Source organism: Microbulbifer maximicatervae (SeqCode) (genome assembly GCF_052468095.1).
In genome coordinates this window covers 2,830,742-2,857,419 of sequence record NZ_CP174332.1, presented here as the reverse complement: position 1 = coordinate 2,857,419, position 26,678 = coordinate 2,830,742, and the positions used below count along the sequence as shown (strand labels likewise).

The 26,678-nt window shown below is 42.7% G+C and carries 19 protein-coding genes; 13 read left to right on the top strand and 6 right to left on the bottom strand.

The window, feature by feature from the left end:
* Positions 1–16: 16 nt before the first annotated feature.
* Positions 17–958 (bottom strand): IS110 family RNA-guided transposase, encoded by a 942-nt coding sequence (locus tag ACJJIL_RS12220; protein ID WP_413662913.1) that lies wholly within the window; start codon positions 956–958, stop codon positions 17–19.
* A gap of 272 nt (positions 959–1,230) precedes the next feature.
* Between ACJJIL_RS12220 and ACJJIL_RS12215 the strand changes: the two genes are divergently transcribed.
* Both ACJJIL_RS12215 and ACJJIL_RS12210 read left to right on the top strand, forming a co-directional pair.
* On the top strand, positions 1,231–1,689 hold the full coding sequence (locus ACJJIL_RS12215) for a hypothetical protein (RefSeq protein WP_444911051.1): 459 nt from the start codon (positions 1,231–1,233) through the stop codon (positions 1,687–1,689).
* Between the two features lie 117 nt (positions 1,690–1,806).
* Complete coding sequence (locus tag ACJJIL_RS12210; protein ID WP_445359816.1) at positions 1,807–2,181, top strand: hypothetical protein; 375 nt, start codon at positions 1,807–1,809, stop codon at positions 2,179–2,181.
* Positions 2,182–2,219: 38 nt separating this feature from the next.
* Here ACJJIL_RS12210 and ACJJIL_RS12205 read toward each other — a convergent pair whose 3' ends face one another.
* Entirely contained in the window at positions 2,220–3,161 is a 942-nt protein-coding gene (locus ACJJIL_RS12205; protein WP_445359815.1) for an IS110 family RNA-guided transposase, read from the bottom strand.
* A 541-nt stretch (positions 3,162–3,702) separates the two neighbouring features.
* On the opposite strand from ACJJIL_RS12205, the gene ACJJIL_RS12200 reads away from it, so the two are divergent.
* The 7 genes from ACJJIL_RS12200 to ACJJIL_RS12170 all read left to right on the top strand — a co-directional run bounded on the left by ACJJIL_RS12200 (position 3,703) and on the right by ACJJIL_RS12170 (position 14,136).
* A complete protein-coding gene (locus ACJJIL_RS12200) occupies positions 3,703–4,083 on the top strand; it encodes a hypothetical protein (RefSeq protein ID WP_444905565.1) in 381 nt (126 codons plus the stop codon).
* Between the two features lie 814 nt (positions 4,084–4,897).
* Positions 4,898–5,551, top strand: a complete 654-nt coding sequence (locus ACJJIL_RS12195) for a hypothetical protein (protein ID WP_444932945.1) — start codon at positions 4,898–4,900, stop codon at positions 5,549–5,551.
* 322 nt (positions 5,552–5,873) lie between these two features.
* A complete protein-coding gene (locus ACJJIL_RS12190; RefSeq protein WP_445359814.1) occupies positions 5,874–6,569 on the top strand; it encodes an ABC transporter ATP-binding protein in 696 nt (231 codons plus the stop codon).
* Complete coding sequence (locus ACJJIL_RS12185) at positions 6,563–9,034, top strand: ABC transporter permease (protein WP_445359813.1); 2,472 nt, start codon at positions 6,563–6,565, stop codon at positions 9,032–9,034. Before ACJJIL_RS12190 ends, ACJJIL_RS12185 begins: the two co-directional genes overlap by 7 nt.
* Positions 9,035–9,426: 392 nt before the next feature.
* Positions 9,427–9,672: a hypothetical protein gene (locus ACJJIL_RS12180; protein ID WP_445359812.1), complete on the top strand. Its 246-nt coding sequence runs from the start codon at positions 9,427–9,429 to the stop codon at positions 9,670–9,672.
* A 1,068-nt stretch (positions 9,673–10,740) separates the two neighbouring features.
* Positions 10,741–12,240, top strand: a complete 1,500-nt coding sequence (locus ACJJIL_RS12175) for a vanadium-dependent haloperoxidase (protein WP_445359811.1) — start codon at positions 10,741–10,743, stop codon at positions 12,238–12,240.
* Positions 12,241–12,738: 498 nt separating this feature from the next.
* Complete coding sequence (locus ACJJIL_RS12170; protein WP_445359810.1) at positions 12,739–14,136, top strand: tryptophanase; 1,398 nt, start codon at positions 12,739–12,741, stop codon at positions 14,134–14,136.
* Between the two features lie 104 nt (positions 14,137–14,240).
* Here the strand turns inward: ACJJIL_RS12170 and ACJJIL_RS12165 are convergent, their stop codons facing one another.
* Complete coding sequence (locus ACJJIL_RS12165; RefSeq protein ID WP_445359809.1) at positions 14,241–15,980, bottom strand: WD40/YVTN/BNR-like repeat-containing protein; 1,740 nt, start codon at positions 15,978–15,980, stop codon at positions 14,241–14,243.
* 110 nt (positions 15,981–16,090) lie between these two features.
* On the opposite strand from ACJJIL_RS12165, the gene ACJJIL_RS12160 reads away from it, so the two are divergent.
* Together ACJJIL_RS12160 and ACJJIL_RS12155 are read left to right on the top strand one after the other, a co-directional pair.
* The gene (locus tag ACJJIL_RS12160) at positions 16,091–16,753 is read left to right on the top strand and encodes a hypothetical protein (RefSeq protein WP_445359808.1); all 663 of its coding nucleotides are present in this window, start codon (positions 16,091–16,093) and stop codon (positions 16,751–16,753) included.
* Entirely contained in the window at positions 16,750–18,720 is a 1,971-nt protein-coding gene (locus ACJJIL_RS12155) for an alpha/beta hydrolase family protein (RefSeq protein ID WP_444941987.1), read from the top strand. The genes ACJJIL_RS12160 and ACJJIL_RS12155 overlap by 4 nt, the downstream gene beginning before the upstream one ends.
* A gap of 68 nt (positions 18,721–18,788) precedes the next feature.
* Here ACJJIL_RS12155 and ACJJIL_RS12150 read toward each other — a convergent pair whose 3' ends face one another.
* Positions 18,789–19,565 (bottom strand): LytR/AlgR family response regulator transcription factor, encoded by a 777-nt coding sequence (locus tag ACJJIL_RS12150; protein WP_444941986.1) that lies wholly within the window; start codon positions 19,563–19,565, stop codon positions 18,789–18,791.
* Positions 19,546–20,598, bottom strand: coding sequence for a sensor histidine kinase (locus ACJJIL_RS12145; protein ID WP_445359807.1), 1,053 nt, complete (start codon positions 20,596–20,598; stop codon positions 19,546–19,548). Before ACJJIL_RS12145 ends, ACJJIL_RS12150 begins: the two co-directional genes overlap by 20 nt.
* Positions 20,599–20,992: 394 nt before the next feature.
* Here ACJJIL_RS12145 and ACJJIL_RS12140 point away from each other — a divergent pair, with 394 nt between their 5' ends.
* Together ACJJIL_RS12140 and ACJJIL_RS12135 are read left to right on the top strand one after the other, a co-directional pair.
* The gene (locus ACJJIL_RS12140) at positions 20,993–22,810 is read left to right on the top strand and encodes a haloalkane dehalogenase (RefSeq protein WP_413665469.1); all 1,818 of its coding nucleotides are present in this window, start codon (positions 20,993–20,995) and stop codon (positions 22,808–22,810) included.
* A gap of 350 nt (positions 22,811–23,160) precedes the next feature.
* Entirely contained in the window at positions 23,161–24,930 is a 1,770-nt protein-coding gene (locus tag ACJJIL_RS12135) for a DUF885 domain-containing protein (RefSeq protein WP_445359806.1), read from the top strand.
* A 584-nt stretch (positions 24,931–25,514) separates the two neighbouring features.
* On the opposite strand, the gene ACJJIL_RS12130 is transcribed toward ACJJIL_RS12135, so the two are convergent.
* Entirely contained in the window at positions 25,515–26,678 is a 1,164-nt protein-coding gene (locus tag ACJJIL_RS12130; RefSeq protein ID WP_445359805.1) for an acyl-CoA dehydrogenase family protein, read from the bottom strand.

Sequence of the window (26,678 nt, the reverse complement as noted above, 5' to 3'; positions counted from 1 at the left end):
GTTGCTCGTCAAGTTTTTAAGCCATACTTTCATCCCAGTAGGTGTTATTTTTCACCATCGTATTCAGGATCGTAATCTGCTTTCTCATGCAGGCAACCAGAGCAACCTTTTTAGGTTTGCCAGCGTCGACTAATCGCTTATACATGGGCTTTAGTTTGGGATGATGTTGTATGGCCGACATGATGGAAACAAAAAGAACCGTGCGTACGCGATGCCTTCCACCTCGAATATATCGTTTGCCCTGGAAGTTGCCGCTATCACGGTTCATCGGGGCGATACCGACAAGTGCAGCGATTTCTTTACGGTTCAATTGTCCTAGCTCAGGAAGTTCACTCATTAACGTATAGGCCAATACATTTCCGACCCCTTTGGCACTCAACAATAGGTCACGCCTTTGCCGCCACTCAGACACACTGTTAACCAGTTTATCCAGTTGCTTGTCGATACCTTGTAGCTCTTTCTTGATGGTGTTTAGAATGGTCTGTATAGGTTTGTGTACTGATTTCGGCATTCTCTGAAGCCGATTCTTTTGCATTGTACTCATCTCTAAACACTGACTTCTTACCGCCAGTAAGTCACTGATCTCCCTAAGCTTTTCTGGTTTTAGCACCGACAGCCCTGGCTTCATGGCCTCACCAAAATGTGCAATATCCATTGCATCTAGCTTGTCAGTTTTGGCGAGGCGCCCTGCGGATTTAGCGAAGCTCCTTATCTGCGAAGGATTGCAAACAACAATAGGTAATCCGGCTTTGTCGGCGGCGCAAACAAACTCTAACTCGAGCCTTCCCGTAGACTCTATTAGTACTCTTTGGGGTTTAAGAGGTTGTAATTGTTTAATGGCATCCTTAATGCCATTTTTATCATTGGCAACACTAAAGAATTGGCCAGTAGGTCTCACATAAATATCGAGTTGTTTACTGCTGGTATCGATACCGACATTGATCTCTTGAGGTTCCATAAGATAAGCTATCTCCGCCTTGCTATTCGGGCTCGAGGCCCACATGACTATCCGAGTTATGCCTAGTGAGTGTCTGTCACGTTCCTACTTGTTAACGGTCTTTATAAACCGGCGCAGCAACGAACTGTGACAAACAAGGCCTTCGGTGGCCGCCGAAGGTGGGTCTCAATTTACCCGTTAACGAAAAGGATTTTCAACATCAGAATCAGGCAAGAACAACCATACAAGGTGCGGCAGCTGACATCTTACTTTGTGCACGGCGTTAGAAATATATGAAATTTATACCAATAACACTAATTCTAGTTCTCCTAAGTGATGCGGTATTTTCTGTAGATCTATCAGCTCTTGTAACACCTATATCTGTCAAGTCTTCGAACTATTCTGAAGGTGAGACATGCGCCCCGGAAGATGAGTGTATGCAAATGGGTTGGTGGAGAGAGTATGAGGTTACAAACATTAAGCCAATCTATGGCTCTATAGATGAAAAGACCATTTCGGTATTACTATTTAGCCACTCAAATTGGTATTACGAAGAAAAAGATCAAATGCAGTGGTATGTAGAGCTGGAACGTATGCCGGAAGCAAAAAACAAATTTATAGTGATAAATTGGTCTATCGAGCAGTCTATCATCTGCGTGGGTCATAAGATCGACAATTACGATGTTGTTGCGCTTTCTAGTTCGGAAGGTACGCAGTTTTGCTACGATACTTATGATTTTGGTGGAGAATAGAATTTCTAACAAAGCCATCAAAAATCGCGCTTTCAGCGCTGGACTCGCAACAAGTTGCTCGCCTTTTATGGCGACGTTAGGCTTCCCAGTCCGCACCATGAGAAGGAAATTTTGACTATGTTATTAAAACCTAAATTTTGTAAATCCATTATTGTTATTGCTGCTGCTTCTGTGCTATCTGCTTGCGATAATTCTTCATCATCTTTAAATGGCGTGTCGAAAACGGATGTTTGCAAAGCTGCCATCCAATACCTTTCCTCAATGAATGGTGATCGTAATGAGGCCATAGAGCAAGGCGGCATGGTAAGAATTAACCAAACAAGAGCAAGTGACGGAAAGCGTTTCTATTACGACTGCAAAATAAGCGGTAATAGAATTTCTTGGCGAATGAATCAAGCCGATGGAAGCATGGGGAGATGGAGAGACGGTGAATATGACCCCAAAGTTACATTTTCTGTGTCTAGTGGCCGTATTTCCATTCGTGAAAATTAAAAAAGCCTAACAAGTGACTATGGTTACTCGTCAAGTTTTTAAGCCATACTTTCATCCCAGTAGGTGTTGTTTTTCACCATCGTATTCAGAATCGTAATCTGCTTTCTCATGCAGGCAATCAGAGCGACCTTTTTAGGTTTGCCAGCGTCGACTAATCGCTTATACATCGGCTTTAATTTGGGATGATATTGTATGGCCGACATAATGGAAACAAACAGAACCGTACGTACACGATGCCTTCCACCCCGAATATGTCTCTTTCCCTGGAAGCTGCCGCTATCACGGTTCATCGGGGCGATACCGACAAGTGCAGCGATTTCTTTACGGTTCAATTTTCCTAGCTCGGGAAGTTCACTCATCAACGTATAAGCCAATACATTTCCGACCCCTTTAGCACTCAACAATAGGTCGCGCCTTTGCCGCCACTCAGACACACTGTTAACCAGTTTATCCAGTTGCTTGTCGATACCTTGTAGCTCTTTTTTGATGGTGTTTAGAATGGTCTGTATAGGTTTGTGTACTGATTTCGGCATTCTCTGAAGCCGATTCTTTTGCATTGTGCTCATCTCTAAACACTGACTTCTTACCGCCAGTAAGTCACTGATCTCCCTAAGCTTTTCTGGCTTTAGTACCGACAGCCTTGGCTTCATGGCCTCACCAAAATGTGCAATATCCATTGCATCTAGCTTGTCGGTTTTGGCGAGGCGCCCTGCGGATTTAGCGAAGCTTCTTATCTGAGAAGGATTGCAAACAACAATAGGTAATCCTGCTTTGTCGGCGGCGCAAACAAACTCTAACTCGAGTCTTCCCGTAGACTCTATTAATACTCTTAGAGGTTTAAGGGGTTGAAGTTGTTTAATGGCATCCTTAATGCCACTTTTATCATTGGCAACACTAAAAAACTGGCCAGTAGGTCTCACATAAATATCGAGTTGTTTACTGCTGGTATCGATACCGACATTGATCTCTTGAGGTTCCATAAGATAAGCTATCTCCGCCTTGCTATTCGGGCTCGAGGCCCACATGACTATCCGAGTTATGCCTAGTGAGTGCTTATCACGTTCATACTTGTTATCGGTCTTTTACGAACCGGCCAGGCAGCGAACTGTGATAAACAAGGCCTTCGGTGGCCGCCGAAGGTGGGTCTCAATTTACCCGTTAACGAAAAGGATTTTCAACATCAGAATCAGACAAGAGCAATCATAGAAGGCCAGGCAGCATGGCTCCGGGCCTGCGGCCCTCCGCGGGACAGCTTACCTTGTGCACGTTTTGCGCTGGTCGCTGCGCTTGCATTTTTGCGCAAAACGCGCACAAGGTAAGCTGCCCCTGCTGGCGGCGTTCAGGCTGTAGAAAAACTAATTTATGTCTTTGCTGTCTTAGATGTGATCAAATATTAACCATAAATGGTGATTCTACGTGAATTCTGATCTAGCTTTCACTGATGAGTAGGCTATTTTTCACGTAGAAGCACAATACGAAAAGAGGGCTGAGTTTTTCTACACCCTCGTTAAGTATCACTATATGAAAAAACAATTTCTTTATATCTGGTGTGGAATAGCTACATGGTATGTTGCACAAGGTTTGCTTTCTTTTATTGCTTTCGAACTCCAGATCGATAAATACCCCGGATTAACTTATGGAGTATTGGCGCTAATTAATGGCTTTATTGGGGGTAGCGTTGTGTTGGCTTTATCTAAGGAAAATAATGTTCTGATCCAGTCAATACCCCTAATAGTTTTATCTCTCGCTTGGATTGTCTTGTCTCCAGCACCACATTGGCGTAATTTCTTCACCTGGAATTGGCCTATTTGGGGAGTGGTATCAATGTTATTAACAATTTATTTTGGGCAAAAATACTTAACAAAAAGCTCAAGCAAGGACGCCGCAAGCGGCGCCGCTTAGCTTGGCGTTAGTGCGACAAGCGAAGCTTGTTGCATCTTGCTGGGTGAAAGTCCCAGCCTGGTATGAGTTAGCCACTCACCAGTATCGAGTCTTGCGCGTTGTGCGGAGCTTTAAATTAGGGGTATTTGAGAGGCAGGATGCACGAGCGAACAATCAACGTGAAGCGTAGACAGAGAAATATGTAGGCCATAGGGAGTGCGCGCTCCTGAAGTGCTGGTATCGCTTCGAAATGCAAATTCTAGGTGACGAGGCTTGTAACGTGGTCGAAGTCCAAACAAAGCAATCAACTCAGGAGTGAATTTGTTTTCGCTACCTGAATGGCAAGATTGTGGAGACCTAGTGGAGTTCTTAAGTCGTGGCATGCGTACAGAGATGTAATGAGAACTTGTGAGACCCAAGGTAACTCCCAAAGGAATGGGTAGGGCGGTGTAGCTGAATAAGCGAGCCGAACGATGGTGTCTTGGGAGTCGGACCAGCTCATAGTAGTCGGAGGGCGGGAAAGCCGTCTACAGGGCGAAGGGGCTGGCAGTTATATTGAGCTTGCAGTCGATACATACACCGGACATGTAGGACTGGATATTGTATGAAAACAAAAGTGCAAGCATTACATTCAGTTGAATCTAAGTTTATGCACTTCAGTCATTGGGTGAAAAGGCGAAGATGGGTAGAGTGAATAGCTTTGATAGGATTTAGCTGCGCGGTAAATAATATAACGGAGGAGCCGGATACGGTAATTCCGCACGTCCGGATCTGCGTGGGGGCTGTCGGGTAACCGGCTGTCCTACCACTACGGCATTTATAAGGAAGTTAGGCATTGAAACTATTTTCAGCATTTTTTGTATTTTTAGTTTGTACCGGTTGTTCAACCCTTAGTAAGACTAAAAACTTTGAAATTGAGCCTTCTCCAAAGTACCAGAGAACCTATGTTTACGATTGGTGTGAAGAAGACCAAGCTGTATTAGGTATTTTGGGCGAGCACTGTTCTGGGATTTACAAGCCGCCTCTTTACTCGGTGCCTATCGATGATGGTTTTCTTGTTATCTACCCATTACTTTTGAGTCATAAAGAGCTTTCAGTGGGCCCTATGGGCTTGCCTATTATCCCTTTGAGTGGTAATAAAGTTTCCGCGAGTGAGGAGCAAAATATATATTTTCGGTTTAGAACCTACTCTAAGATAGGGAACTTTAATATTGCTCCAGTAAGAGTTTCGATTTTAAATGCTAATAGAGGCTCTTGCGACGTAATCGAACGTTCAGAGGATGCAATTGGAAAAGTTTATAACTGTGTGGTTGGTCTTAAAATTAATAAACTTCAAAAACTAATTATTAACCTGGAGCTAGATGACAATTCTACTTTAGATATTTCCTATATTTTGTCAGAGTTTACTAGTTACCGCCCTGTTGTTGCACCAAATGGACCTGCTAGGGATATTAAGCCGTTCATTACAATAGCTGATCCCGATGTCTAACAAGGTAATCATGTAAGGTGCCCATAATATCGGCGGTACTGGAGAAGCCTTAGGGCTTGCAGGTATTGGCAATCAAAAGTCAATTTTAGGGTAAGGGCATCAATTGACTTCAAATTTCGGAGGGTCAATTTGGAGAATGATGTCTGAAAAGCTCAAGATTGATAAAAATAGAAAGTCGGCATCACAGATCATAGTTGTCGGACAAAATTTACGCAGAACACGGCGCTATCACCAGTTAGTAACTTATTTCTACTGATTTCACCTTCATTTTACCTTTCCTTTTTTAAAGTGCTACTCAACCAGTTATTTAAAGAAACTAACTATGTCGAGTAGCATTCACTTAAAGCAAATTGACCATTATTTTACCTTGGATAAACAACAGGTCAGCCTGTTTGAGGGTTTAAATATTGAACTGCACAGTGGCCGTTCTTACGCCATTGTGGGGCCCTCCGGAGTAGGAAAATCAAGCTTATTGCTGTTAATGGCGGGCCTTGAACGTCCGGTTTCTGGCGAAGTGCAATTTCAGAAAAACGGTGAGCCACAATTATTAAAGAACCTACGTCAAAACTCAGGTTTTATTTTTCAGCAGTTTCACTTGTTACCCGAACTTGATGCCTTAAACAACGTCGCTCTGCCTTTAAAACTAAAAGGTGACAAACACGCATTATCCACAGCTGAATTATGGCTCGATAAGGTAGGGTTATCTGAGCGAATGTATCATAAACCACAGCAACTGAGTGGTGGTGAGCAACAACGGGTGGCCATTGCCCGTGCTTTTGTAATGCAGCCGCAATTTATTTTTGCCGATGAGCCTACGGGCAACCTAGATGAGAATACCGCGCAGCATGTCGCGCAATTGATGTTTGATTTCTGTCAGCAAAACGGCGTAGGGCTGGTACTGGTCACTCACTCGATGGAATTAGCGCAGCAGGCCGATACCTTACTGCAATTGAGCCGAGGCAAATTAGTGGTCAAGGCGCGCAACAAAGCTGCGGTTATGGCGGGCCCATTATGCTGATTTTATTAGTGTGGCAGTTATTCCGCCAGCAATATCACCAAGCGGATGTGCGCTTAATTCGCTGGACCCAAGCAACTTTGATGTTTTTCATTTTAACGCTCAGCTTAACCAGCAGTTCTATTCAAACTTATTTAGCCAATAATTTGCAGCAAATGCTCGGTAGCGATTTGGTGATTTCTCAGAATCAAGCACTAACCGATGCACAACTAAGCGAGTTGCACCAGTATGCGCGGCAGTTGAGTGTGAGCCAGCTGGTGAATGTAACCTTGACCAATGATCACCATTGGCAAGCGGTTCAATTAAAAGCAGTGGATGATCTTTATCCAGTGCAAGGCACAGTGCAAGTGGCATTTGAGGCGGATGGACAAGGAGAACCCCTGAGCCATGGGCCTAAATCCGGTGAAATCTGGGTCGATAGCCGATTGTTTGCTTCGCTGCAGCTCACTCTTGGCCAATCCTTAGACATCGGACACGGACAATTGAAGCTCACAGGTTTGGTGCAACACGAACCCGACCGTCTGCTCGAAGGCCATTCCGTAGCGATGCGTGCATTGGTGCACCTGGATGATCTTTCACTGATACAAGCAGACAATGCCCGCTTTCGCTATTTACTTACGGGGGATGAAAGCGAACTGAACACCCTCAAACAGTGGGCCACTACTGAGCTAGTGACTGCACAGTTTTATGATAAATACAGTGGCCATCCGCTGGCGATGTTTTGGCAACGGGTTGAGAATTTTGTGGGTTTAGCATCGGTACTGTTGTTTTTGATGGCTGCCATTGCTATCGACCAAGCCGGTCGACGTCAGTTGTTATCCCAGCAGCGCTTTGCTGCGGTGTGTTTAGCCATGGGCAGCAATAAACCCCAAGTGTTTGCTTTATCATTTGGTCAATGGCTACTAACAGTCATTGCAGGTCTAATTCCGGCAACCGCCTTGGCATGGGGGGCGGAATACCTAATTTTGCAGCAAATGCAGATACAGTTTACGGACCTATCCGCCACCCGGGTATGGACGGATTTATTCAACAGTTACATGCTGTTATTAGCCCTATTGGCGATTTTCCAAATTCCCAATTGGCTAGTGATGGCCAAAGTAACCCCGGCGCAGTTGATTCGCCAAATGGCGAGTCCGAATCACCTATTGCCACGATATGGATTTGCGTTAATCGGTGTGGCTGTGGTGGCCTTTGTTTACTCTGATAACGGTCTGCTCACGGCCATGACTCTATCCGCTATGGCGGCCACCTTGATGTTGATGGTGGTATTGACTTGGTTGGTATTGAGGTTGGGCTATACGGTGACGAGCCGTACAACGGGCATCATGGCTCTTGGTTTTTATATGATGAAACAGCGTTTGCTCAGCAAATCCATTCAAATTCTGGGTGTTGGCATGTGTGCCACTTTGTTGCTGTTCACCTTAAGTTTGATGAAGGACATTGGTCAAACCATGGAAGGCTATACCCGCGAGCACGATGGTAATCTGATGATCACCCAGGCCAATGAACAACAGGTGCAAGACATACGCCAATGGAGTGCGCAAACTGGCAGTGAGATTCGCCAATTAAAGCCATTTTGGTACGGGCAGTTAAGCCATATCAATGGTCAGTCCTTGGTGGAATTAACCACCGGCCCCAGCGAAAGTTTGGCTAGCTTACAGAAGCCTATCCGCTTGCATTTCAGTATTAAGCAAGCAAACAACAACCAAACCGTGATTGGCCAACGCTGGCAAGATCGGGATGCTGACTGGCAACAAGTATCGGTGGAGCAAGAAGTTATGACTGATATGGGGTTGAAGCTCGGCGACCAATTGCGGTTTGAAGTTGCGGGGCAATCTTTGAACTTTGAAATCAAAGCTAGTCATAAATATGTACCAGGCAAAGGTTCCATTACCTTTTGGTTTAATGTGCCGCAAAGCACCATGAACCAGCTTCAAATATCGCCTCTTTATATGGGTAGCCTTGAGCTTGTTGACACTGCTTGGGTGCAGTTGGCAGAGCTTTGGCTGCGTCATCCAACTTTGCGGTTAATCTCGGTGCGCGAATTAACGCAACGCTTTGATGATACTTTGTCGATGGTCATTAAGTTGGTATCTGGATTTAGTTTGATGATTATTGTGCTGGCACTGTTGGTGATCAGTGCATCGGTCAAAGGCTATGAAGCTGATGAGTGTAAAAAGAATGCCTTACTGATCAGCTTTGGTCAATCACGCCTTGCGTGCTGTAAACTAAGCCTGTTTGAGTGGTTGTTGACTTCTTTAATTGCTAGCGTGGGGGCCATTCTAGGTACTTACCTTACGGCTCAATTGATCTATCAGTCTCAATTTGGCATCAATTACAAGCCTGATTGGTTATGGATCATTGCTACTTTACTCGTCAGTGCATTGGTGGTGTGCAGCGCTGGTATGATTGCCAATCGCAGCAGTTTAAAGTTTTCCGTTGGGACCTTGTTAAGGAGCACAGGGTGAATAACATTTCAATTTAGTTGGTGGAAGACCAACAGGATTTGGCCATTAATGTCACAGAATATCTTGAGCCAAAAGGTCCGTCGGTAGATTGTGCGAACTGTCTCAGGGGAAGACATGAACTTTGATCATCCTGATGGCAGCATGGTCTTCTGAACAATAGAGGCGAAGATATAGAGTTGCTTAACGATGGAGGTTGTATATTAATGGTGTGTGAATTGTAAAAATGTGTGTTGCGATACCTATAAAGAGTGTTCCATGCGTCTGGGGGCGCACTGTGTTCGGCACAGTGTGCATCGCCGTTTACGGTGATATAAGCGAGTAAAAAGTGTGAAGATAATTATCGCTATAGTTAAATCTACACATGATTTTAGTATTTACTAAAAGAATTATTCATGAAAAAGAGCCTTGATCATCTAATAGATAATAGAGAAGACTGGCGAACAATAGCATTTGCTTTTTACTCCCTGGTTCACAATGATCCAAGTGATTGGGATAAGCTTTCAGATGAATTGAAAAGTAGTGAAATAGGCAATATTTGTCAGAAATATATAGATACTAAAGATGCTCAGTACCTAATGGAGGCGGGTAATATGCTTGCAGGTAAAAATTGGTACACAGCTCTTGGAAGAGCATTTTAAATGTTTGTTATTTTAAGTTGGTATAAAAGTTGTGGCGTGTCGAAAAGATGTTAAGTATTTCAAATTAGAGTGAAATTATTTTTCCTAGATTTAACGCTGCCCGCACTCGAAAGATAATATTTCTTGATAAAGCTGAATCCAATCCACTGTTGGTTGGCTTATTTCTGGAAATTGCTATAAACGATTATTCCAGAGCCTTTCAGATGTGTATGTAGTATTTTCACCTTTATGGCTTCGTTTAACAGTACATTGTGCTGCCAGGGATGACACTAAAGTATGAGGCTGTCGTTCATAAAGCTCTTCTCGCTAATTATTTTACTCCCTTTGAGGGGATAGTTTGTTGTTCAGATCGACTCAGTGTGCTTGTTCAAGAAACGTCAGGTAAGTGCCTGTAATTTCCTAGTGAATACAATCCTAGTAGAATAAAATAAAATAGCTGGTGCTGTTATAAATGGCAATGATGGCAGCTCCACGCTATCCGTATTTGGGTTAAGTGGACTTTAATTATTTGGATGCTCATAAAATAAGACAAATAAATCCGATATCAGCAGAAAGTGTAATTTAGGTAATTGAATGGAAATTTGCTGGATTTATAGTATTAAGTACTGCCGCATTAGCACTTTTATCACTGTGTGTGTTGGGCTAGCTCGTGTATATGGAAAATATATGCTGGGGTGACGCCCCTTTTAATCCAAAAATATTCGCTAAGGTGTAACTTTTTTGACTTTGCAGTTTGTTAAAAGAAGAAATGGATTGTTGGGTTTTTAAAAGAGCTCGCCAATAATTTGAATCTCAAAAAATTACTGTTTCTGTGAGCTGGTATCTTTACAAGTAATTACTTTGCAAGTAATTTCATTAGCTTGCCTTAATTGTTGGTTTTGAATTTTTGGTTCTGATAATACAAGTGCTGTCGGCACCAAAAGAATGTCAGGAATTATGGTTATTTACAATTGAAATGGGGGGAACGAGCAGTCTGTTTTGAAGTGTTTTTAGGTGTTTATCATTAGAAAGTGATCGGTAGTTAGAATGCTACATTGGTCACATGGATATAGCAAAAAGGAAAATCCAATGCTAAAAGATGTAACTTATAAAAAAGCTTTAAAAAGTATTATAGGATTAGTATTTGTGTCAGCAAGTTGGCAAGCGCAGGCCATCAGTTGTCCTCAGTTAGAGGACGTTTCATTGCCTCCAAAATGTAGCTCTGAAGAGCTAGGAACTTGTAATGTTGCGGTACAAAATATAATCCCAGCTGCAGCCTGTGCAATCTTCGAAGTGTCTCCGGCTGCAAATGATGCGACGTTGGTACTCCGTTTTACAACGCTTATCACTAACTCCTGGTTTGATGCAACAGCACCTTATCATCCGACAGCAAAGGGCGTTTACTCAGATATTAGTCGAATGACAGAGCCGACAGATAATACTGAGTTAAATATTGCATTGACCTATGCTTCCCACAAAGTACTAAGTGGTTTATTTCCCCATTTGGTATCTGAATGGGATGACATGCTAATTGAGCTAGGGCTAGATCCTGAAAATATTTCAGAAGATACGACGACACCAATTGGTATAGGAAATTATGCTGGTAGAAAAGTTCTGGAAGGACGTGTCAATGATGGGATGAATCAGTTAGGTAATGAAGGTAACCAGCTTTATCATCGCTTGCCTTATGCCGATTATACTGACTTTAAACCTGCTAATTCTGCCTACAAGCTGCGTTTTCCATCAAAATGGCAGCCGGCAGTTTTAATGGAGCGACCAGGCGTATTTCGGGTTCAGCAGTTCGTAACTCCTCAAATTGCCTTGACTACGCCCTACAGCTACGAATCTCCTGATGAGTTCACTTCACCGATACCAATTAAATCCAAAATTTGGAACTACCCCAGTTACGTAGCGCAAGTAAATGATGTATTGGCTACATCAGCGAATTTAACTGATGAGCAGAAGATGAAAGCTGAGCTATTTGATATGAAGATATTCAGCTTAGGCTTCGCTGCCGTTTTTGCATCTGAATCTCAAGGTTTATCCCTGATGGATTTCATACACTATGACTTCCTGACTAATATGGCAGCTTTTGATACTGCAATTGCTATTTGGAAGGAAAAGCGTCGCCATAACTCAGTAAGACCTTTTTCTGCTGTTCGGTATATCTATAAGGATGAACCTGTAACGGCTTGGGGGGGCGCAGGAAAGGGAACTGTGAATGATTTGCCCGCCAGTCAGTGGACTAGCTATCTGCCTGTAGCTGATCATCCTGAGTATCCCTCCGCATCAGCTAGCTTTTGTGCTGCGCATGCCGAGACAAGCCGCTTGTTTTTACCTCAAGGCGATACTTTGGGATATTCTGTAACTGCGCTGTCTGGCAGCTCTCAGATTGAACCTGGTGTAACACCACAAACTGACTTGAATCTATATTTCCCTACCTGGACTTCATTTGAAGAGGACTGTGGTAACAGTCGTGTATGGGGAGGTGTACACTTTGAGCCTTCAGTACCTGCAGGGCAGGCGATAGGTCATCAAGTGGCGCATCGTGCTTTTCAGTTTTACCTCTCAAAATTAGAAGGTAACTAAGATAGATGACGTGGGGCAGAAGAATCACTAATTGATAAGCTCGGATCCAATTAGTATCTTCTGCCTCATTTATAAGTTAGATGTTTCTATTCTGGGACCTCTGTTCATCAATGTTTAAAATGTGAGCGAAGTTGTCATTAGGTAATTTTTTATCTCGATACTTGGGAAATCTAGAGTGGCTTCCGGTCACAAGAAATGTGAACCTAAGAACCCGATAATAAGTTCACTCAAGTGACTGAAAAAGCCATATAGATAATGCAGCCTATTGTACCATAAGTTAAGAAGTGAAATACTTGACAATCATTTTTGACAGAGGAGCCTGAATCTCAGTAGGGAACAATATCCCGTTGATGTATTTCTGCAGTTTTTAGATGTTTTACAGGGCTTAACTTTAATTAAAATATAATTCGGTCCTGTTTCTCTAATACTAATTACTTTACTTATAATAATTGGATTGTTATTGCCTGCAGTATGGCAGGTATTGTTAGGATAATTGTGATGAAGCGAATTCCTGAACCCTTCCGTATAAAAATGGTTGAGCCGATCAAGATGACAACCTATAAAGATAGGGAGGTTGCACTCAATAAGGCTGGATTAAATCCGTTTTTACTGCGCAGTGATGATGTCTATATTGACCTATTGACAGATTCAGGTACTGGTGCAATGAGTGATAATCAATGGGCGGGTTTGATGCTTGGTGATGAGTCCTATGCCGGTAGCCGAAACTACTACAATTTGTGCAATGCAGTAGAGCATTTTTTCGGGTATAAATTGGTTGTTCCTACACATCAGGGGCGTGGAGCAGAACAAATTTTGTTTCCTGCTCTGATTGAGCGTATGCGTCAAGTGCGTGGAGGGACGGAGCCTGTATTTATTTCAAATTATCACTTTGATACTACTGCAGGGCATATAGAGTTAAATGGCGGAAAAGCAATTAATGTGGTAGATAAACGTGCTTTTGATACCACGACAGCATACGACTGGAAAGGTAACTTTGATTTACAACGCCTGGTTTCCACTATTGAGGAGCACGGAAGCCACAATGTCTGTGCGATTATAACTACTGTGACCTGTAACAGTTCTGGTGGTCAGCCTGTGTCCATGAAAAATATGCAGGCAGTTTATGAAATTGCTACTAAGTATGATATCCCAGTGGTAATTGATTCGGCTCGATATTGCGAGAATGCTTACTTTATAAAGCAAAGGGAAGAGGGGTATCAAGAAAAATCGATTTTAGAAATTATTCGCGAGATGTATCAATATGGGGACATGTTGACAATGTCCGCAAAAAAAGACCCTATGGTAAATATTGGTGGCCTTTGTTGTATTCGAAACAATGAGGAACTGTTTCAAGCCGTACAAACCCGCTGCGTCCCTATGGAGGGTTTTGTGACCTACGGAGGGATGGCTGGTCGCGATATGGAAGCGCTGGCCCGGGGGCTCTATGAGGCTGCCGATGAGAGCTATTTGAGCTACCGAATTGGCCAAGTGGCCTATCTGGGAGAGCGATTGAGATCTGCTGGAGTACCCATTCAATATCCCACAGGTGGGCATGCGGTTTTTGTAGATGCATCGAAGATTCTTCCCCATATTCCATCAGAGCAGTTTCCGGCACAGGTGTTAACCAATGCGCTGTATCTAGAAGCGGGAATCAGGGCTGTGGAAATTGGCTCTTTACTTCTTGGGCGGGACCCGGATACCGGTGAACAAAAGAAAGCAGATCTAGAATTAATGCGGCTTACTATTCCACGTAGAGTCTATACAAATGATCATATGGATTATGTAGCAGATGCGATTATCGAACTTTGCTCGCGGGCCAATGAATTGCGGGGGCTAGCTTTCGAGTATGAGCCACAAGTTCTACGACATTTTACTGCTAGATTTACAGAGATTTGAGCTATAAATAACTATTTTTTCTATTATAGTAAAACCATTCTTTAGTATATTTTACAACTAAAATAAGGTGGATACATTGGATGTTTGTATCCACCTTATTTTTTCTAGAAATTATCTTGCTGTCTTACCTGGTTCCAGCTGGCCCCTAAGTCGGTCGACTCGTAGAAATCACCATTGGCACCATCGCAGGAAACTAATAAACGATCGGCAACAAGAGGAACTATAGAGGTACAATAGTCTGTAGGTGGTTTATTGTCTGTAGATATCCAGCTTTTTCCGCCATCCGTTGTTGTTAAGATTCTGGTTTCTGTTTCACGATTCCTGCCGGAAAAGTTACTTTGTGAAAAACCAACAATCGCAACGGCTTCATTGTCAGTTGAGAACCAGGGAACGGATCGAAATGTGAAATTTCTATTTATACAGCGATTTCTGGAAGATTTGCTCTCTTTACATTCTTTAATGTACGTAGTTATTTTATCCTGGTTGCCATTTTTATCAATTTTGTAATAGGTTGGCTTTCCTGTCCAGGACCAGAAGCCAGCTTCCTCGACACCTAACTGAACTGCGCCTGCGTTAACAATTGCATTTAGGTCAAAATCATCTACTGTTTTTTCGATCATCCAACTTTCAGGATCATAGATGAAGATTTCGCTATTGATTGGCGAAAATATAATACTTCCATACGTTGATTGCTCACGGACAGTTATGTAATTCTGGCCGTTGAATTCAAAAATAGTTGTATTGTATATATGTTGGTCACTTTTAGTGTGGGCTTTCATTTCCCCTATTTTTACTTCCGCAATATGCTTCCATCCTTGACCTGATCTTGAGGAGTATTGATTCAAAAGTTTCCACTTTACTTGTGAATTTGCTACTACTCCCCTATAAATATTCACTTCAAAGTCGCGAGTAACTAGAAGTTCTATCTCTCCTGTATCTAGAAGTCTCAGATTTTCAATGTGAGTATTGTGCTCCAATGATATGTCTAGCCAATCCCCTTTAGCAGAGCGCCAGAATAGGGCGCCTTCACTCCCCCCGACTACTAGATCACCATGATTGTTTTGTGCGATAGCCGTTAGTTCATGATTGGTGTCAACAGCATCAAGCTCCCAGTCCCCGTCGGGAGTACGTTTCATAAATACGCCGACCTTTCCAAGAAAGTAGATGGAATTATCAGGAGAAATATACTCTTCGCTGTATGTCAGGGGGTTCTGTGCAATGGATATATAAGCTGACTCACGCTCTTCATCATTTTCATCGATATGCCACCCGTTGATTGATTGAGGATCGTATTTTATGAATGGAAAGTGCTTTGCAATTACCTCTCCTTCTTTTGATTCAGGCGCGCGAATCAAAAGGTCTAGGTATCTATCACCTTGTGGCTTTGGATAATAGATCAAAGTACCAAGATCAGTGACCTCACCCTGCGTAACTGAAAAGGTCCCCAGCTTCTCATCTGCACTTACGAAACGGCTGTACCATCCATTACCGTTTGAATAGAACGCCCGAATGCTACTAATAGAGTAATTCCCTGGTTTGACAGAAGAGGCAAATACCGTTGTACCATTTAGCTTTGGTCGATCCGCAAGGAGACGTTCCGGTTTTATGGATTTAGACTCGTTCAAGTTTTCCGGGTTAATTGTGAGTTGATTAAACGGCAGGGCAACACCAGAGGCGTTAATGATTCGAGCGACAACAATTCCATCTTGTTCGCTAATAGGGACGTCTTCTTTCAATGTTGGTAGCATATTAACTTGCCCCGCACAACCTTGTAGAAATAATAAACAGACCGCTAAAAGAAGTGGGCAAGACTTAACGTACCTGAGAGGGTTCATCCCTGACATATTATTCTCCATAATTTGGACCAAAGCTTGGCAATTGTATTGCATTTGGCTCTGAGATAGTATTTAAAACGTTGTCACTTATTTATAAATAAACATATGGAAGTGTTATTTTGACACTAAATTTTAGAAGCGTGATGCCGGTAGGCTATCAGGTAAGTGGAGTAGATACTCTTCTTAAAGGCTTAATATTTGCGGCAATCCTTGTGTCTGAATCAGTAATTGCTCGGACACTGTCATTGGTACCCTATGATAGTCCACCTGAGTTAGAGGGCGGACGTGGGTATGTTTTGGTTAAGCTAGATGTAGGGGGTACTGCGCCCTCAATTGAGTTTGCTAAGATGTACGCTAATGGAAATAAATACCTGCTGAGTGGGCAAAAATATAAACTGCGAAAGAAAGGTCGTTATAAAGTCAGCCTTAAGGATAAGTCCGAAGGTTTTTACCTGATGACAGTCCCAGCTGGCCTGTACCAAATTACCCAAATAAATGCACCTTACTTCAATCTTCCCTACAAGCTAGATACTGCTAAGCAGCGTACTTGGCGTTTTCATGTGGAAGCTAAAAAAACAAATTATATTGGTAGCTTGTTTATAGGTAAGCAAAGAAAGTCAGATACGGTAGAGGTCTATTTCAAAAATCGAATAGCAACAGATTTAGATGGAATTCAAGAAGCTATAAATTCATTAACTGAGTTGTATCCTCTGGTATCTGGTGCGGGAGTACAAGATGAATTCTTGCAAAGTTGGTTAAGTCCTTTGGAGATAAACCAATGATTGTTTTTTTTCGAGGGACTTTATTGGTTTTGTTGTGCATTTTGGTGAAAATTGGTCCAGTAGTAGCAATGCCAGCAGAAAGCTACTTTAAATCGATTGATACTATAACAGCACAAGTCAGTCCTGATGGAAGATTGGTAGCGTCCATTAAGCAGAGTGATACTAGTCAAAAGTTAGATATTTGGAGTCGTGAAGATGGGTCTAGTCATACCCTGATTGATCTCGAAACATTGACATCCAGGGATGCATCAATTCAATTTATCCGTTGGGTTGGCCCAAAGTATCTTGTTGCCCAGTTTAAGGAAGTCAAGAAGGGTGTTAAAAATTTATTAGATACCAAGCCAGCTTATCGACTATTAGTGCTTGATGTCTCAGGCTCCGAAGGCCAGCCTCCAGAAATATTTGAGGTAAAAACACCAGGATGGTTGGTCCATGCGTTGCCAAACAGGCCGGGCCATTTTCTGTATGCAAAAAGTGGGATTTACTCCAAGGTATACAGTATTGACGTATCTAAGCTTAACCGATTTAAACAGAAAGCAAGTAAACTTTTACGAAAAGATGGAGGCCAGTTTACAGTTCAGAATGAAGTGGCTTCAGTTGAAGGGTATGCGATACGCTGGTTTTTTGATTCATCAGGCCAGCCAAAGTCAGTTTTGTTTTTCAATGACAGCAAGCTTCATCTGAGTAAAGTTGTTGATGGACACTCTACCGGCCCAATAAAGAGTTGGTCTGAAGAAGAGTTGGAAGAGGAGCCCGCCCCCGGAGCAGAGCATGGAATCCTTATACCGGTATCTATAAGTCCGGAGTCTGGAACTTACTTTTGTTTAGATACTAATTCGGAGAAAGATCGGGTAGTTTACCGCTGCAATTTCACTAGTGGAGAACAGAGCATAGCTTATCGATCTGATAGCTACGATATTATCGATCTGGTAATAGAGCAATCGACAGGGGAGTTGATTGGTGTAAAAGTCGTTCATAATGGACGGTTAGAATATCAATATATTGATGAGGATAGACAAGAGAAAAATGGCATGGCGAGTCTACTAAAAACAACAGTAGGAAGAAGCCTCGATAGTACTATAGAGCTATACTATAGTGAGAGCCACGGCCAGCCAGGACGTTATTTCCTTAGCAGGAAAAACCAGAAAATTGACCAGCTAGTGGCCTCAAAATTTCCACATTTAAATGATCAGCTTGAGAGTCGCCAATACCACGACCAGGTTAAAGTGGAGGGATTGGATATTCCCTATATATTGACCATGCCAAAAGGTAACGGGCCATTCCCTCTTATAGTTATGCCACATGGTGGTCCTCTTGGCGTTTTTGACCATCAGTATTTTGACTACTATACACAGTTCTTTGTGGCGAATAATTATGCCGTTTTAAGGGTGAATTATCGAGGATCGAGTGGTTATTCAACTGAGCTAGAGGAAGCGGGTGTTCAGCAGTGGGGTAACTTAATGCTTGAAGATATATTTCAAGCAACAAAGGTGGTAAGTAACCGAAGCGATATTTTGTCTTCGGAAATTTGTTCTGTTGGAATGAGTTATGGTGGATATGCTGCACTAATGATGGCTATCAAACACCAGCAATTGTTCCGCTGTGCAGTCAGTGTGGCCGGTGTCACAGATGTTAACCTCTACCTGAACTCACCCTATGCAACTGAGGCTCAAAGTAAGTGGTTGCTGGAAAATGTTGGAGATACTGTTAAAGACTATGGCAAGCTAAAGGACATTTCACCGGTATATCTTGCACAAAACCTTCAAAGGCCTGTATTTATTATTCATGGTGAGAAGGATGAAACTGTTGATGTTGAACATATGTACCGCATGAATATGATGTTAAGTAAGTTTGATAAGGACTATGAGTGGAAACTATATCCAGAAATGGCTCATGGTCCTACTGATAGTGAGCACCATAGAGCTATTTTTGGGTCGATCATTAGCTTCCTTGAAAAGAACATGTAGGTTTCTGGGATTATGGAGGCTCGGAGTAATTTCATAGCTGTATTTGTGGGATTACTTAGAGCCATCTATTACCCAATTAGAGAGCTAGCTGAGACTTTAATACTCTCCTTTAAGATGGATAGAAAACTGCGAGATACTGGGATAAGTGTATCTGTTCCGGAAAGCCGGACAAAGTGGCGTCGTGACTGTAACTTTAATTCAAGGATTCTATGGCTGTTAATGATGTAGCTTCGATGTAATCGGTAAAAAGTTTCCTTAGGCAGCTGCTCATTGAAACTGTCAAGAGTCATATCTGAAATAATGGTATTTGTATTGTGAGATTTAACTCCTGTCTCGGTAAGGTGGATGCGACGATAACGACCGATACTGTCGATATAGTTAATTTGGTCATATTCAAATATCTTCATTTGATTATAATCACTCAAAACCAATCGGTTTCCGCTTGTCGAAGACGTCTGTTGCCCTAAGGCATACATCTCTTGCCGTAATATCTTGCGAATGCTTTTCTTTATTAATTCTGGATGAGCAGGCTTTGTCAAATAGTCAATTGCATTTGTGTCGAACGCACGCAGGGCATAGTGCTGATAGGCTGTTAGGAAGACAAGTTGATAGTTTATATGTTGAGTTGCATTAGCCACATCGAAGCCATTCACCTCTGGCATTTCAATGTCAAGGAATACGATATCAGGGCTTTTGGTTATGATCTGCTTTATTGCTGACTTCCCATCAGTTACTTGCGCCACAACTTTCAATTCATCGAAGGTGTTGATTACTTCTATTAGATTGGATCTTGCTGCAGGTTCGTCATCGACAATAATTACTTTTTTAGTATTCATTTTCGCCATTTTCAGCCTGCGGGGTTATGGATGAATTTACTTGTGGGAAGCGAATTTTCAAACTTGCTCCTTCACCGCTTGAATTTAGCTTAAGGGCGTGGTTGTCACTGAAGTTGACTCTTAATGTTTGAGTTAGAATACGTAATCCTTCACCATAAGTGATATTCTTGTCATCAAAGCATGCCCCTGTATCCTGAACTTCCACTTCTATGTAGCTATTATTTAGTTCCACATTTACACTCACATGCCCACTTCTAGCGTAGGGTGCAATACCGTACTTTATGGCATTTTCCACAGCTGGCATTAATAGTAATGAAGGTATATTCATTCCATTCAAATTTTGTGGGCAGTCAATATCAAAGGTGAATCGATCCTCAAAGCGCTTTTGCTGCAGCAAGAGGTATAACTCGATTAATCTTAGTTCTTCCTCAATAGTTATCCATTGGGTTTTGGTTAAGTTGATTGTGTCGCGCAATAAATCGGAAAGGCTGTAAATGAGCTCTTTAGCTTTTGATGGGCGCTGAATGACTTCTGATGCAATCAAATTTAGAGTGTTAAATAGAAAGTGAGGATTTGATTGCATTTTAAGTATTTGTAGCTCTGCGTGTTGTGCATGAAGCTGCGAGCGATAGAAGAAACTTTGCTGTTGAAATATATATATGGCAAAAATATAAACTGTCGATTCAAGTAGCATTATCGCCAATGGTAATATTTTAATGTCAGGTACTTTGAAAGTTAATGGGGGTTCTACGATCGGTGCAATGCTTATAAATAGAAAAATGACTACAATTGGTCTAAGTAAGTAAATGTGTTTTTCTTTTAACAATCGTAGAGGGCTGTTGGGAAGGTTTTCAATAAAAATGAAAAGAAGGTGACATAAAATAAATGTTCCCCATATTTTAGCTGTAGCCAACAGGAAGAGGTGGGGGGTTAGTGACTCAAGTGAATAAAGTGTAGTAGAGACGATAAAGATATTCACCCATGGCCATATTAGAAGAAATATCCATGCTTGGATCTTATTTATTTTGCGAAATTCAAACAAGGTTCCTTGCCTATATTGCATTCAATATCGATTTTATATATCAAAATATCAACAGTGAATGATATAGATAATCTCATATGAAAGAAACTTGCCATTTGCTCCATTGAGCTTGAAATATGCACCGTTCATACAAAACATTATCGATTGCAAGCAAATTTTTAAGTATCTAAGCATAAGTTTATGTATCTCTGGTTTTTAAATTGGCGGAAGTTAGTCATGTACTTTTTTATAGAGTTTTCCCTGTTTAATTAATGATAAAACTTCCAACAGTTCTGGTCGTGCGGAGATTTTCACCATCCGCACAATTCTGTCATAGGTGGATGCTCTGATGGTGATATGAATATCCTCTCCAGTTAAAGGAATTTTTATTTAATGTAAAAGGAAGGTTTATATTATGAATTATTCTTTTGTCTCTATATCTATAACTCACCAATATATCTCTCTATTCCGGTGCCTGCTCGGTATCTGCTTTTTGGGTTCCCTATTGGTTGCTTGTGACTCGGATGACTCTGAAGATGTCTCTGGGACAGAGATTCCCTTAGTTACAGGCCCAAATAGCGATGCTTGTAAATTGTCTGAAAGTGAAATACATGCAACCGCTACGGGTTTGGAATACATTGTTACTCCCGATGCCTGTTTTGACTCCCTTTCAGGATATGAGTTTGAGCCAAGTTACGTAGAAATTGACGGCTTAAATATGCATTACGTGGATGTTGGGCCTAATAATGGCGAAGTTATACTGTTACTACATGGTCAACCCAGCTGGTCCTATTTATACCGAAAAATGATCCCGATCCTTGCTGATGCCGGTTACCGAGTGATTGCACCAGATAATATTGGAATGGGAAGGTCAGACAAGCCGATCGACGTCACAGTTCATCAATATGAACAACATGTTGCTTGGACTAAGGCGTTTATTGATAAGTTAAATTTAACTGATATTAATCTGTTTGTACAAGATTGGGGAAGTGTTATTGGTCTTCGTATTGCAGGTGATATGCCACAAGTTATCGAAAGGCTAGTTGTCGCGAATGGTGACCTTCCGGTGATTCCATTGGGGGGAAATCCTTATATATACCCGACTTTTGAGATTGATGAATCACTGGGTGATGCAGAAACATTCTTTACTTCAAAATCGACTGACAGGGTGGAGGGATTCCAACAATGGATTAACTATGCTTCTAGTGTACCGGAATTAATTGCTGGAGATGTGGTACAAACATTGACTATTAACCTGCTAAGTGATGAGGAAGTACTTGCGTATAACGCCCCCTACCCAAATATTGAGTATAAAGCGGCAATACGAGCATTTCCTGCGATGATGGTAGGCATTGAAATGCAGAATTTTTCTGCCTGGAAAACACTTGGAGCTTTTCACAACCCATTTATGTTTAATGCCGGTGAGTATGATATCAACTTGGGGAGTATTGAAACGCAACAGAAGTGGGTGGAGCATGTACCAGGTTCGGATGATGGTGATCATAGGCGCTTTGCTGCAGGCCACTTTATTCAAGACGATGTAGGCGAGGAATTGGCCATACACTTTTTAGATTTCTTGCGAAATACTACGGTTGAGGAACCATTGCAAGCTGGCGGTCCACTCTTTAATTTTCGCTATTGTGAGATATTACTGTCTTATCTAGACGGAGCTGAGGAGTCAACAGAGATTTGGGGTACCCCGGGTGTTAATTTTTGTCCCCAAAGTCAGTGGGATGCTATCAACTTCAACGATATAGAAATTGAGTATGGTGCGCTTTTTGCAATCCCTAATGGGCCGCGTTTTTTTGTGGTGGATGAAATTTTAGGTGGCGATATTGTCTCACCCAGTCCGGATGATGAATACCGTTTTTTTGGTGACTTAGAAATGCGCTTATTGACTACCATGAATTATAGTTCTGATCTCGGAGAGAGTGTTTCCTATATTCCTGGACAAGTACTAAGGAATAATACTTGGTTGTTTTATGAAGGCCGTCGTGTTTACGAGCTAACTGATATCAATGGGCAGGTGTATATTATGCAATCATTTAGTCATATTGAGGTCTCTGATCTTCAGTTTGACGATTTAAAAGACCTGGGAAGTCGCCTCAATCTGCCAGAAGGCTGGACATTTAGAAGTCGCATTCTAAGTGAGCCATTAGAAGTCTCCGCCATCGATGGTATTGCTGAGGTGGTACAAGACGACTTAGGTAATAGCTACCAGTTAGTGCCGTAATATAAATGAAGTAACATTCATCGGTGTTATAAGGAATTACTGTTCTTTAAGAAGCCCATTTTTATTAAAGTGGGCTTCTTATGCATCGCCATACCCTTCAAGTGCATAGGTTAATGGAGGCTTAGGTGGTCTCTATGTCAAGTTGCTAGCGCTTGTTACTTGTGACTCTGTCAATTAAACGAGTTCCGCGCTCTATCTCTGGGATTTATCTATAAATATCCTCGCTTCGCCGATATTCCGCATTTGAGGTGTTGAAACTCATTTTGTTACAGTGCCTACTATAAAACAGGAAGTTGAAGTTTTCTTTATAGAAACCTTTTTAATGAGTTTTATGTTGCGGTCTTATAAGAATGATTAATGTAAAAAGAGCGGGTTTAGGTGTATTGGTAGTTTCATCGGTCCTAATGGGGTGCTCAGTTACTGATAACCAAACTGATGTGGCCGGTAGGGAAGCTATTGACAACTCGGCGCTACTCCATGATCTAGCGGATCAATATGCTGAAGCTTATTTAGAAAACTTCCAGCCGTACGCTTACTTCTCAGATATGGAGCTGGACAGGCACAACCTTTTTTTAAGTAACTCCCCCAGTAACGCTGCTTCTCTAGCGGCATCTGAGGACAGAATACTCAATAAATTGGCAGAGATAGATCTTGATGGTCTAAAAAGTGATCAAGAGAAGGTATTCTACTTCAAACTGAAAGAGCGACTAGAGTCCAATGTTGGCCTAAGGGTGTGTAAGACTGAACTCTGGTCTGTTGATCATATGTTTGGCCCTCATATCATTCTTGGCTTTTTGACTGAGGTACAGCCGGTTGAAACAGCCCAAGAAAAGGCAGATGCGATTGAACGTTGGCTTGACGCGGCTCGTTACTATGAGCAAGAAATAGCCAATCTCCGCCGGGGGTTAGAGCAAGGTTACTCCGCACCTCAGAGTGTGGTTAAGCGAGTCATTCAGCAAGTTGGTGGCTTGACCCAAGTACCTATCGATGAGCACCCGTTCTTGGGGTTAGCGAAGAAAGCTGGGGACCCTGAGTTTGAAGCTGCATTTAAACAGGTGCTTTCAGATCACGTTATCCCCTCAATGGAGAATTACAAGAATTTTCTAGAGTCTGCCTATTTACCTGAAGCCAGAGCCGAGCTTGGTATCCATGCGATTCCTAATGGCCGTGAATGTTATATGGCTCAGTATCGTTCTTATACGACTTTGCAGAGAACACCAGAAGAAGTTTTTGAGTTGGGTTTAAGTGCTGTCAACTCAAACAAGAGCGAAGTGGTTCGCTTAGGCAAGGAGTTCTATCAAGTAGATTCCTATTCTGAGGCAGTGGCAAGGGCCAGTGAGGATAAAACTCAGAAATTTAATAGCGCTGATGAGATGCATCAGTTTTATGAGCGCCTGGTTGATAAGTCTAGAGATTTAACCGTTGATTTCTTCCATGAAATGCCTTTGATCGAAATGGAAGTAAAAGCTATCCCTGAGCATGAACAGGGCTCAGGTCGCAGCGCACACTATATTCCGGGCACCAAGGAGCGCAAGGCGAGATTTGGATATGATCCGACAACTTACAGGGATGAGTCTTACGCTTCTGCAGAGAAGGTTACTATCCACGAAGGGTACCCGGGCCATCATATGCAAATTGCTCTCGTACAAGAGCAAGAAAAGTTTCACAAAATAGAAGATGCTTTGTCTAACTCTGCTTTTGCTGAAGGTTGGGGTAGGTACTCTGAACATCTAGCGGAGGAAGCGGGAATGTATCAGTATGGGTCAACCAAGATCCTAAGGAGAGCATGGCCTGCGCGAGGTATGGTAGCGGACACCGCAATGCATGTACTCGGTTGGAGTGATGAAAAGGTTGCGGAGTTTTTGCAGGATTCTGGCGCTTCATTTGCAAAAGGCCCGAGGACTCTGATGGACCGAATGGCGGTTATGCCTGCGCAGCTTACCTCTTATGATTCTGGTGCCCTCGAGATTTTCGCCTTGCGAGAACTGATGCAAAATGAACTTGGTGAAGACTTCGATATTAAGGACTTCCATGAAATTATTCTGAGAAATGGCAATGTTCCTATGGCCGTACTAAGTGAGCAGGTAAGGGATTTCATTCAGGATAAGAAGCAAGGGTAGCTGCGTTTAAGTCTGATCTCGGGTTCGTGTTATTGCGAGCCTGAGCTACACAGTTGGGTGCCAATTAATTTTTGACTAAGTGTCAGCGCTATATAAGTTGGGTTCCCGAATTGGGCTATGTTTAATTTTTTTACTATAGTGGTTTTTTCCTTCTCAGTTACGATTTTAATCAGTCACCTAAAGTTATCTGATCTGATTAAGTACCAATTTGAGAGGTACCATGAAAAATGGCTTAGGGATGGAAGTCCGATGGCTTTGTTTTTCAAACCGAGGGGTTCTTCCTCTTATGCCTTTCATGCTGTATGTAACAGGTTGGTTCGAGGGGAGAGGCCGGATTGGATCTTTGGTGATCCTTATGCAGAAATACTCTTTGGGAAAGTGAATTTTTGGGATGAATTTTCTAAATATCACACAATTCTCTTCGCTATCTCTATATTTTTATTCCTCTGGTAGTTATTAAGGTGGTTATAAAGTGGGTAGTTAATTGTTCTCTTAAGAAGTTGCTGCTGCCTGAGTCAAAGTAACTACTCCAAATAAAGCTTCGTAATTATTAATATGAATGTTTTCAGGGGGCCTTACACTTACTAAATCCCCATTTGCCTGGACGCTAGATCCCGCATAATTTCTTCAGATCCGCCACCAATCGCATTCACTCGCACTTCACGATATATACGCTCAACACGGCTGCCGCGCATATAGCCTGCGCCGCCCAACACCTGCATAGCCTCCCGAGCGCAGAACTCAAGGGTTTCTGTGGCTTGGACTTTGAGTAATGCGATTTCCGCTACTTTGAGCTGATGTTGTTGCTCTGCCCAGGCACAGAGGTCCAGATAGGCTTGGGTGGCATTGATGCGTTGAAGCATCTGGGCAAATTTGTGTCGAATCACCTGGTGATTGGCGAGACGCTTTCCGAAAGTCTGGCGCTCCTGGGCCCACTCAATGGCGTCCTGCAAACAGACCCGGCTGAATTCTACACAGGAAGCGGCAATGCCCAGGCGTTCGCGATTGAAGTTGTGCACTATGGGCAAGAAACCTTGGTTCTCACCGCCAATTAGATTACTCGCGGGCACGCGCACCTGATCAAAAAAGATACTGGCCGTATCAGAACACCACCAGCCCTGCTTTTTATCGAGAAGTTGCCGGCTAACGCCTTCGGCATCCGCAGGGATTAAGAGCAGGGAGATACCGCCGAAGCCTTCCTCGCCAGTGCGCACGGCAGTAGTAAACCAGTTAGCGCGCATACCGCCGGTGATATAGGTCTTTTCGCCGGTAACGATATAGTCATCCCCATCACGCTCTGCGCGGCACTGAAGATTGGCTACATCGGAGCCTGCGCCTGGTTCGGTAATTGCCAGGGAAATATGCTTTTCGCCACGTAATACCGAGGGAATAACCTGATCTTTTAGGGCCTCACTGCCATAGTGCAGTAATGGGGGTAGGGCAATGCCGTGGACCATTAGGCTGGCGTAGAGTCCACCTGCGCCGGGGCGGGCTAACTCCTCTGCGGCAACAATCATATGGAAGACATCGGTTTCGATGCCGCCGTAGTTTTCCGGATAACTCATCTGCAGAAGGCCAACTTCTGCGGCTTTTTTCCAAAGCTCGGCGGGTAGCTGGCCGTCTTCGTCCCATTTAGTAATGTAGGGAGTAATCTCACGGTCGACAAAGCGGCGCAACTGGGTGCGCCATTCCTGATGGTCTTCGTCATAGAAGGGGCTTGCCATACGGGAGGCATCAATATCGTACAT

Excerpts from the sequence above, each read along its gene's own strand:
- ACJJIL_RS12220 (WP_413662913.1), bottom strand. The coding sequence starts at position 958 with ATGGAACCTCAAGAGATCAATGTCGGTATCGATACCAGCAGTAAACAA.
- ACJJIL_RS12215 (WP_444911051.1), top strand. The coding sequence starts at position 1,231 with ATGAAATTTATACCAATAACACTAATTCTAGTTCTCCTAAGTGATGCG.
- ACJJIL_RS12210 (WP_445359816.1), top strand. The coding sequence starts at position 1,807 with ATGTTATTAAAACCTAAATTTTGTAAATCCATTATTGTTATTGCTGCT.
- ACJJIL_RS12205 (WP_445359815.1), bottom strand. The coding sequence starts at position 3,161 with ATGGAACCTCAAGAGATCAATGTCGGTATCGATACCAGCAGTAAACAA.
- ACJJIL_RS12200 (WP_444905565.1), top strand. The coding sequence starts at position 3,703 with ATGAAAAAACAATTTCTTTATATCTGGTGTGGAATAGCTACATGGTAT.
- ACJJIL_RS12190 (WP_445359814.1), top strand. The coding sequence starts at position 5,874 with ATGTCGAGTAGCATTCACTTAAAGCAAATTGACCATTATTTTACCTTG.
- ACJJIL_RS12185 (WP_445359813.1), top strand. The coding sequence starts at position 6,563 with ATGCTGATTTTATTAGTGTGGCAGTTATTCCGCCAGCAATATCACCAA.
- ACJJIL_RS12180 (WP_445359812.1), top strand. The coding sequence starts at position 9,427 with ATGAAAAAGAGCCTTGATCATCTAATAGATAATAGAGAAGACTGGCGA.
- ACJJIL_RS12175 (WP_445359811.1), top strand. The coding sequence starts at position 10,741 with ATGCTAAAAGATGTAACTTATAAAAAAGCTTTAAAAAGTATTATAGGA.
- ACJJIL_RS12170 (WP_445359810.1), top strand. The coding sequence starts at position 12,739 with ATGAAGCGAATTCCTGAACCCTTCCGTATAAAAATGGTTGAGCCGATC.
- ACJJIL_RS12165 (WP_445359809.1), bottom strand. The coding sequence starts at position 15,980 with ATGTCAGGGATGAACCCTCTCAGGTACGTTAAGTCTTGCCCACTTCTT.
- ACJJIL_RS12155 (WP_444941987.1), top strand. The coding sequence starts at position 16,750 with ATGATTGTTTTTTTTCGAGGGACTTTATTGGTTTTGTTGTGCATTTTG.
- ACJJIL_RS12150 (WP_444941986.1), bottom strand. The coding sequence starts at position 19,565 with ATGGCGAAAATGAATACTAAAAAAGTAATTATTGTCGATGACGAACCT.
- ACJJIL_RS12140 (WP_413665469.1), top strand. The coding sequence starts at position 20,993 with ATGAATTATTCTTTTGTCTCTATATCTATAACTCACCAATATATCTCT.
- ACJJIL_RS12135 (WP_445359806.1), top strand. The coding sequence starts at position 23,161 with ATGATTAATGTAAAAAGAGCGGGTTTAGGTGTATTGGTAGTTTCATCG.
- ACJJIL_RS12130 (WP_445359805.1), bottom strand. The coding sequence starts at position 26,678 with ATGTACGATATTGATGCCTCCCGTATGGCAAGCCCCTTCTATGACGAA.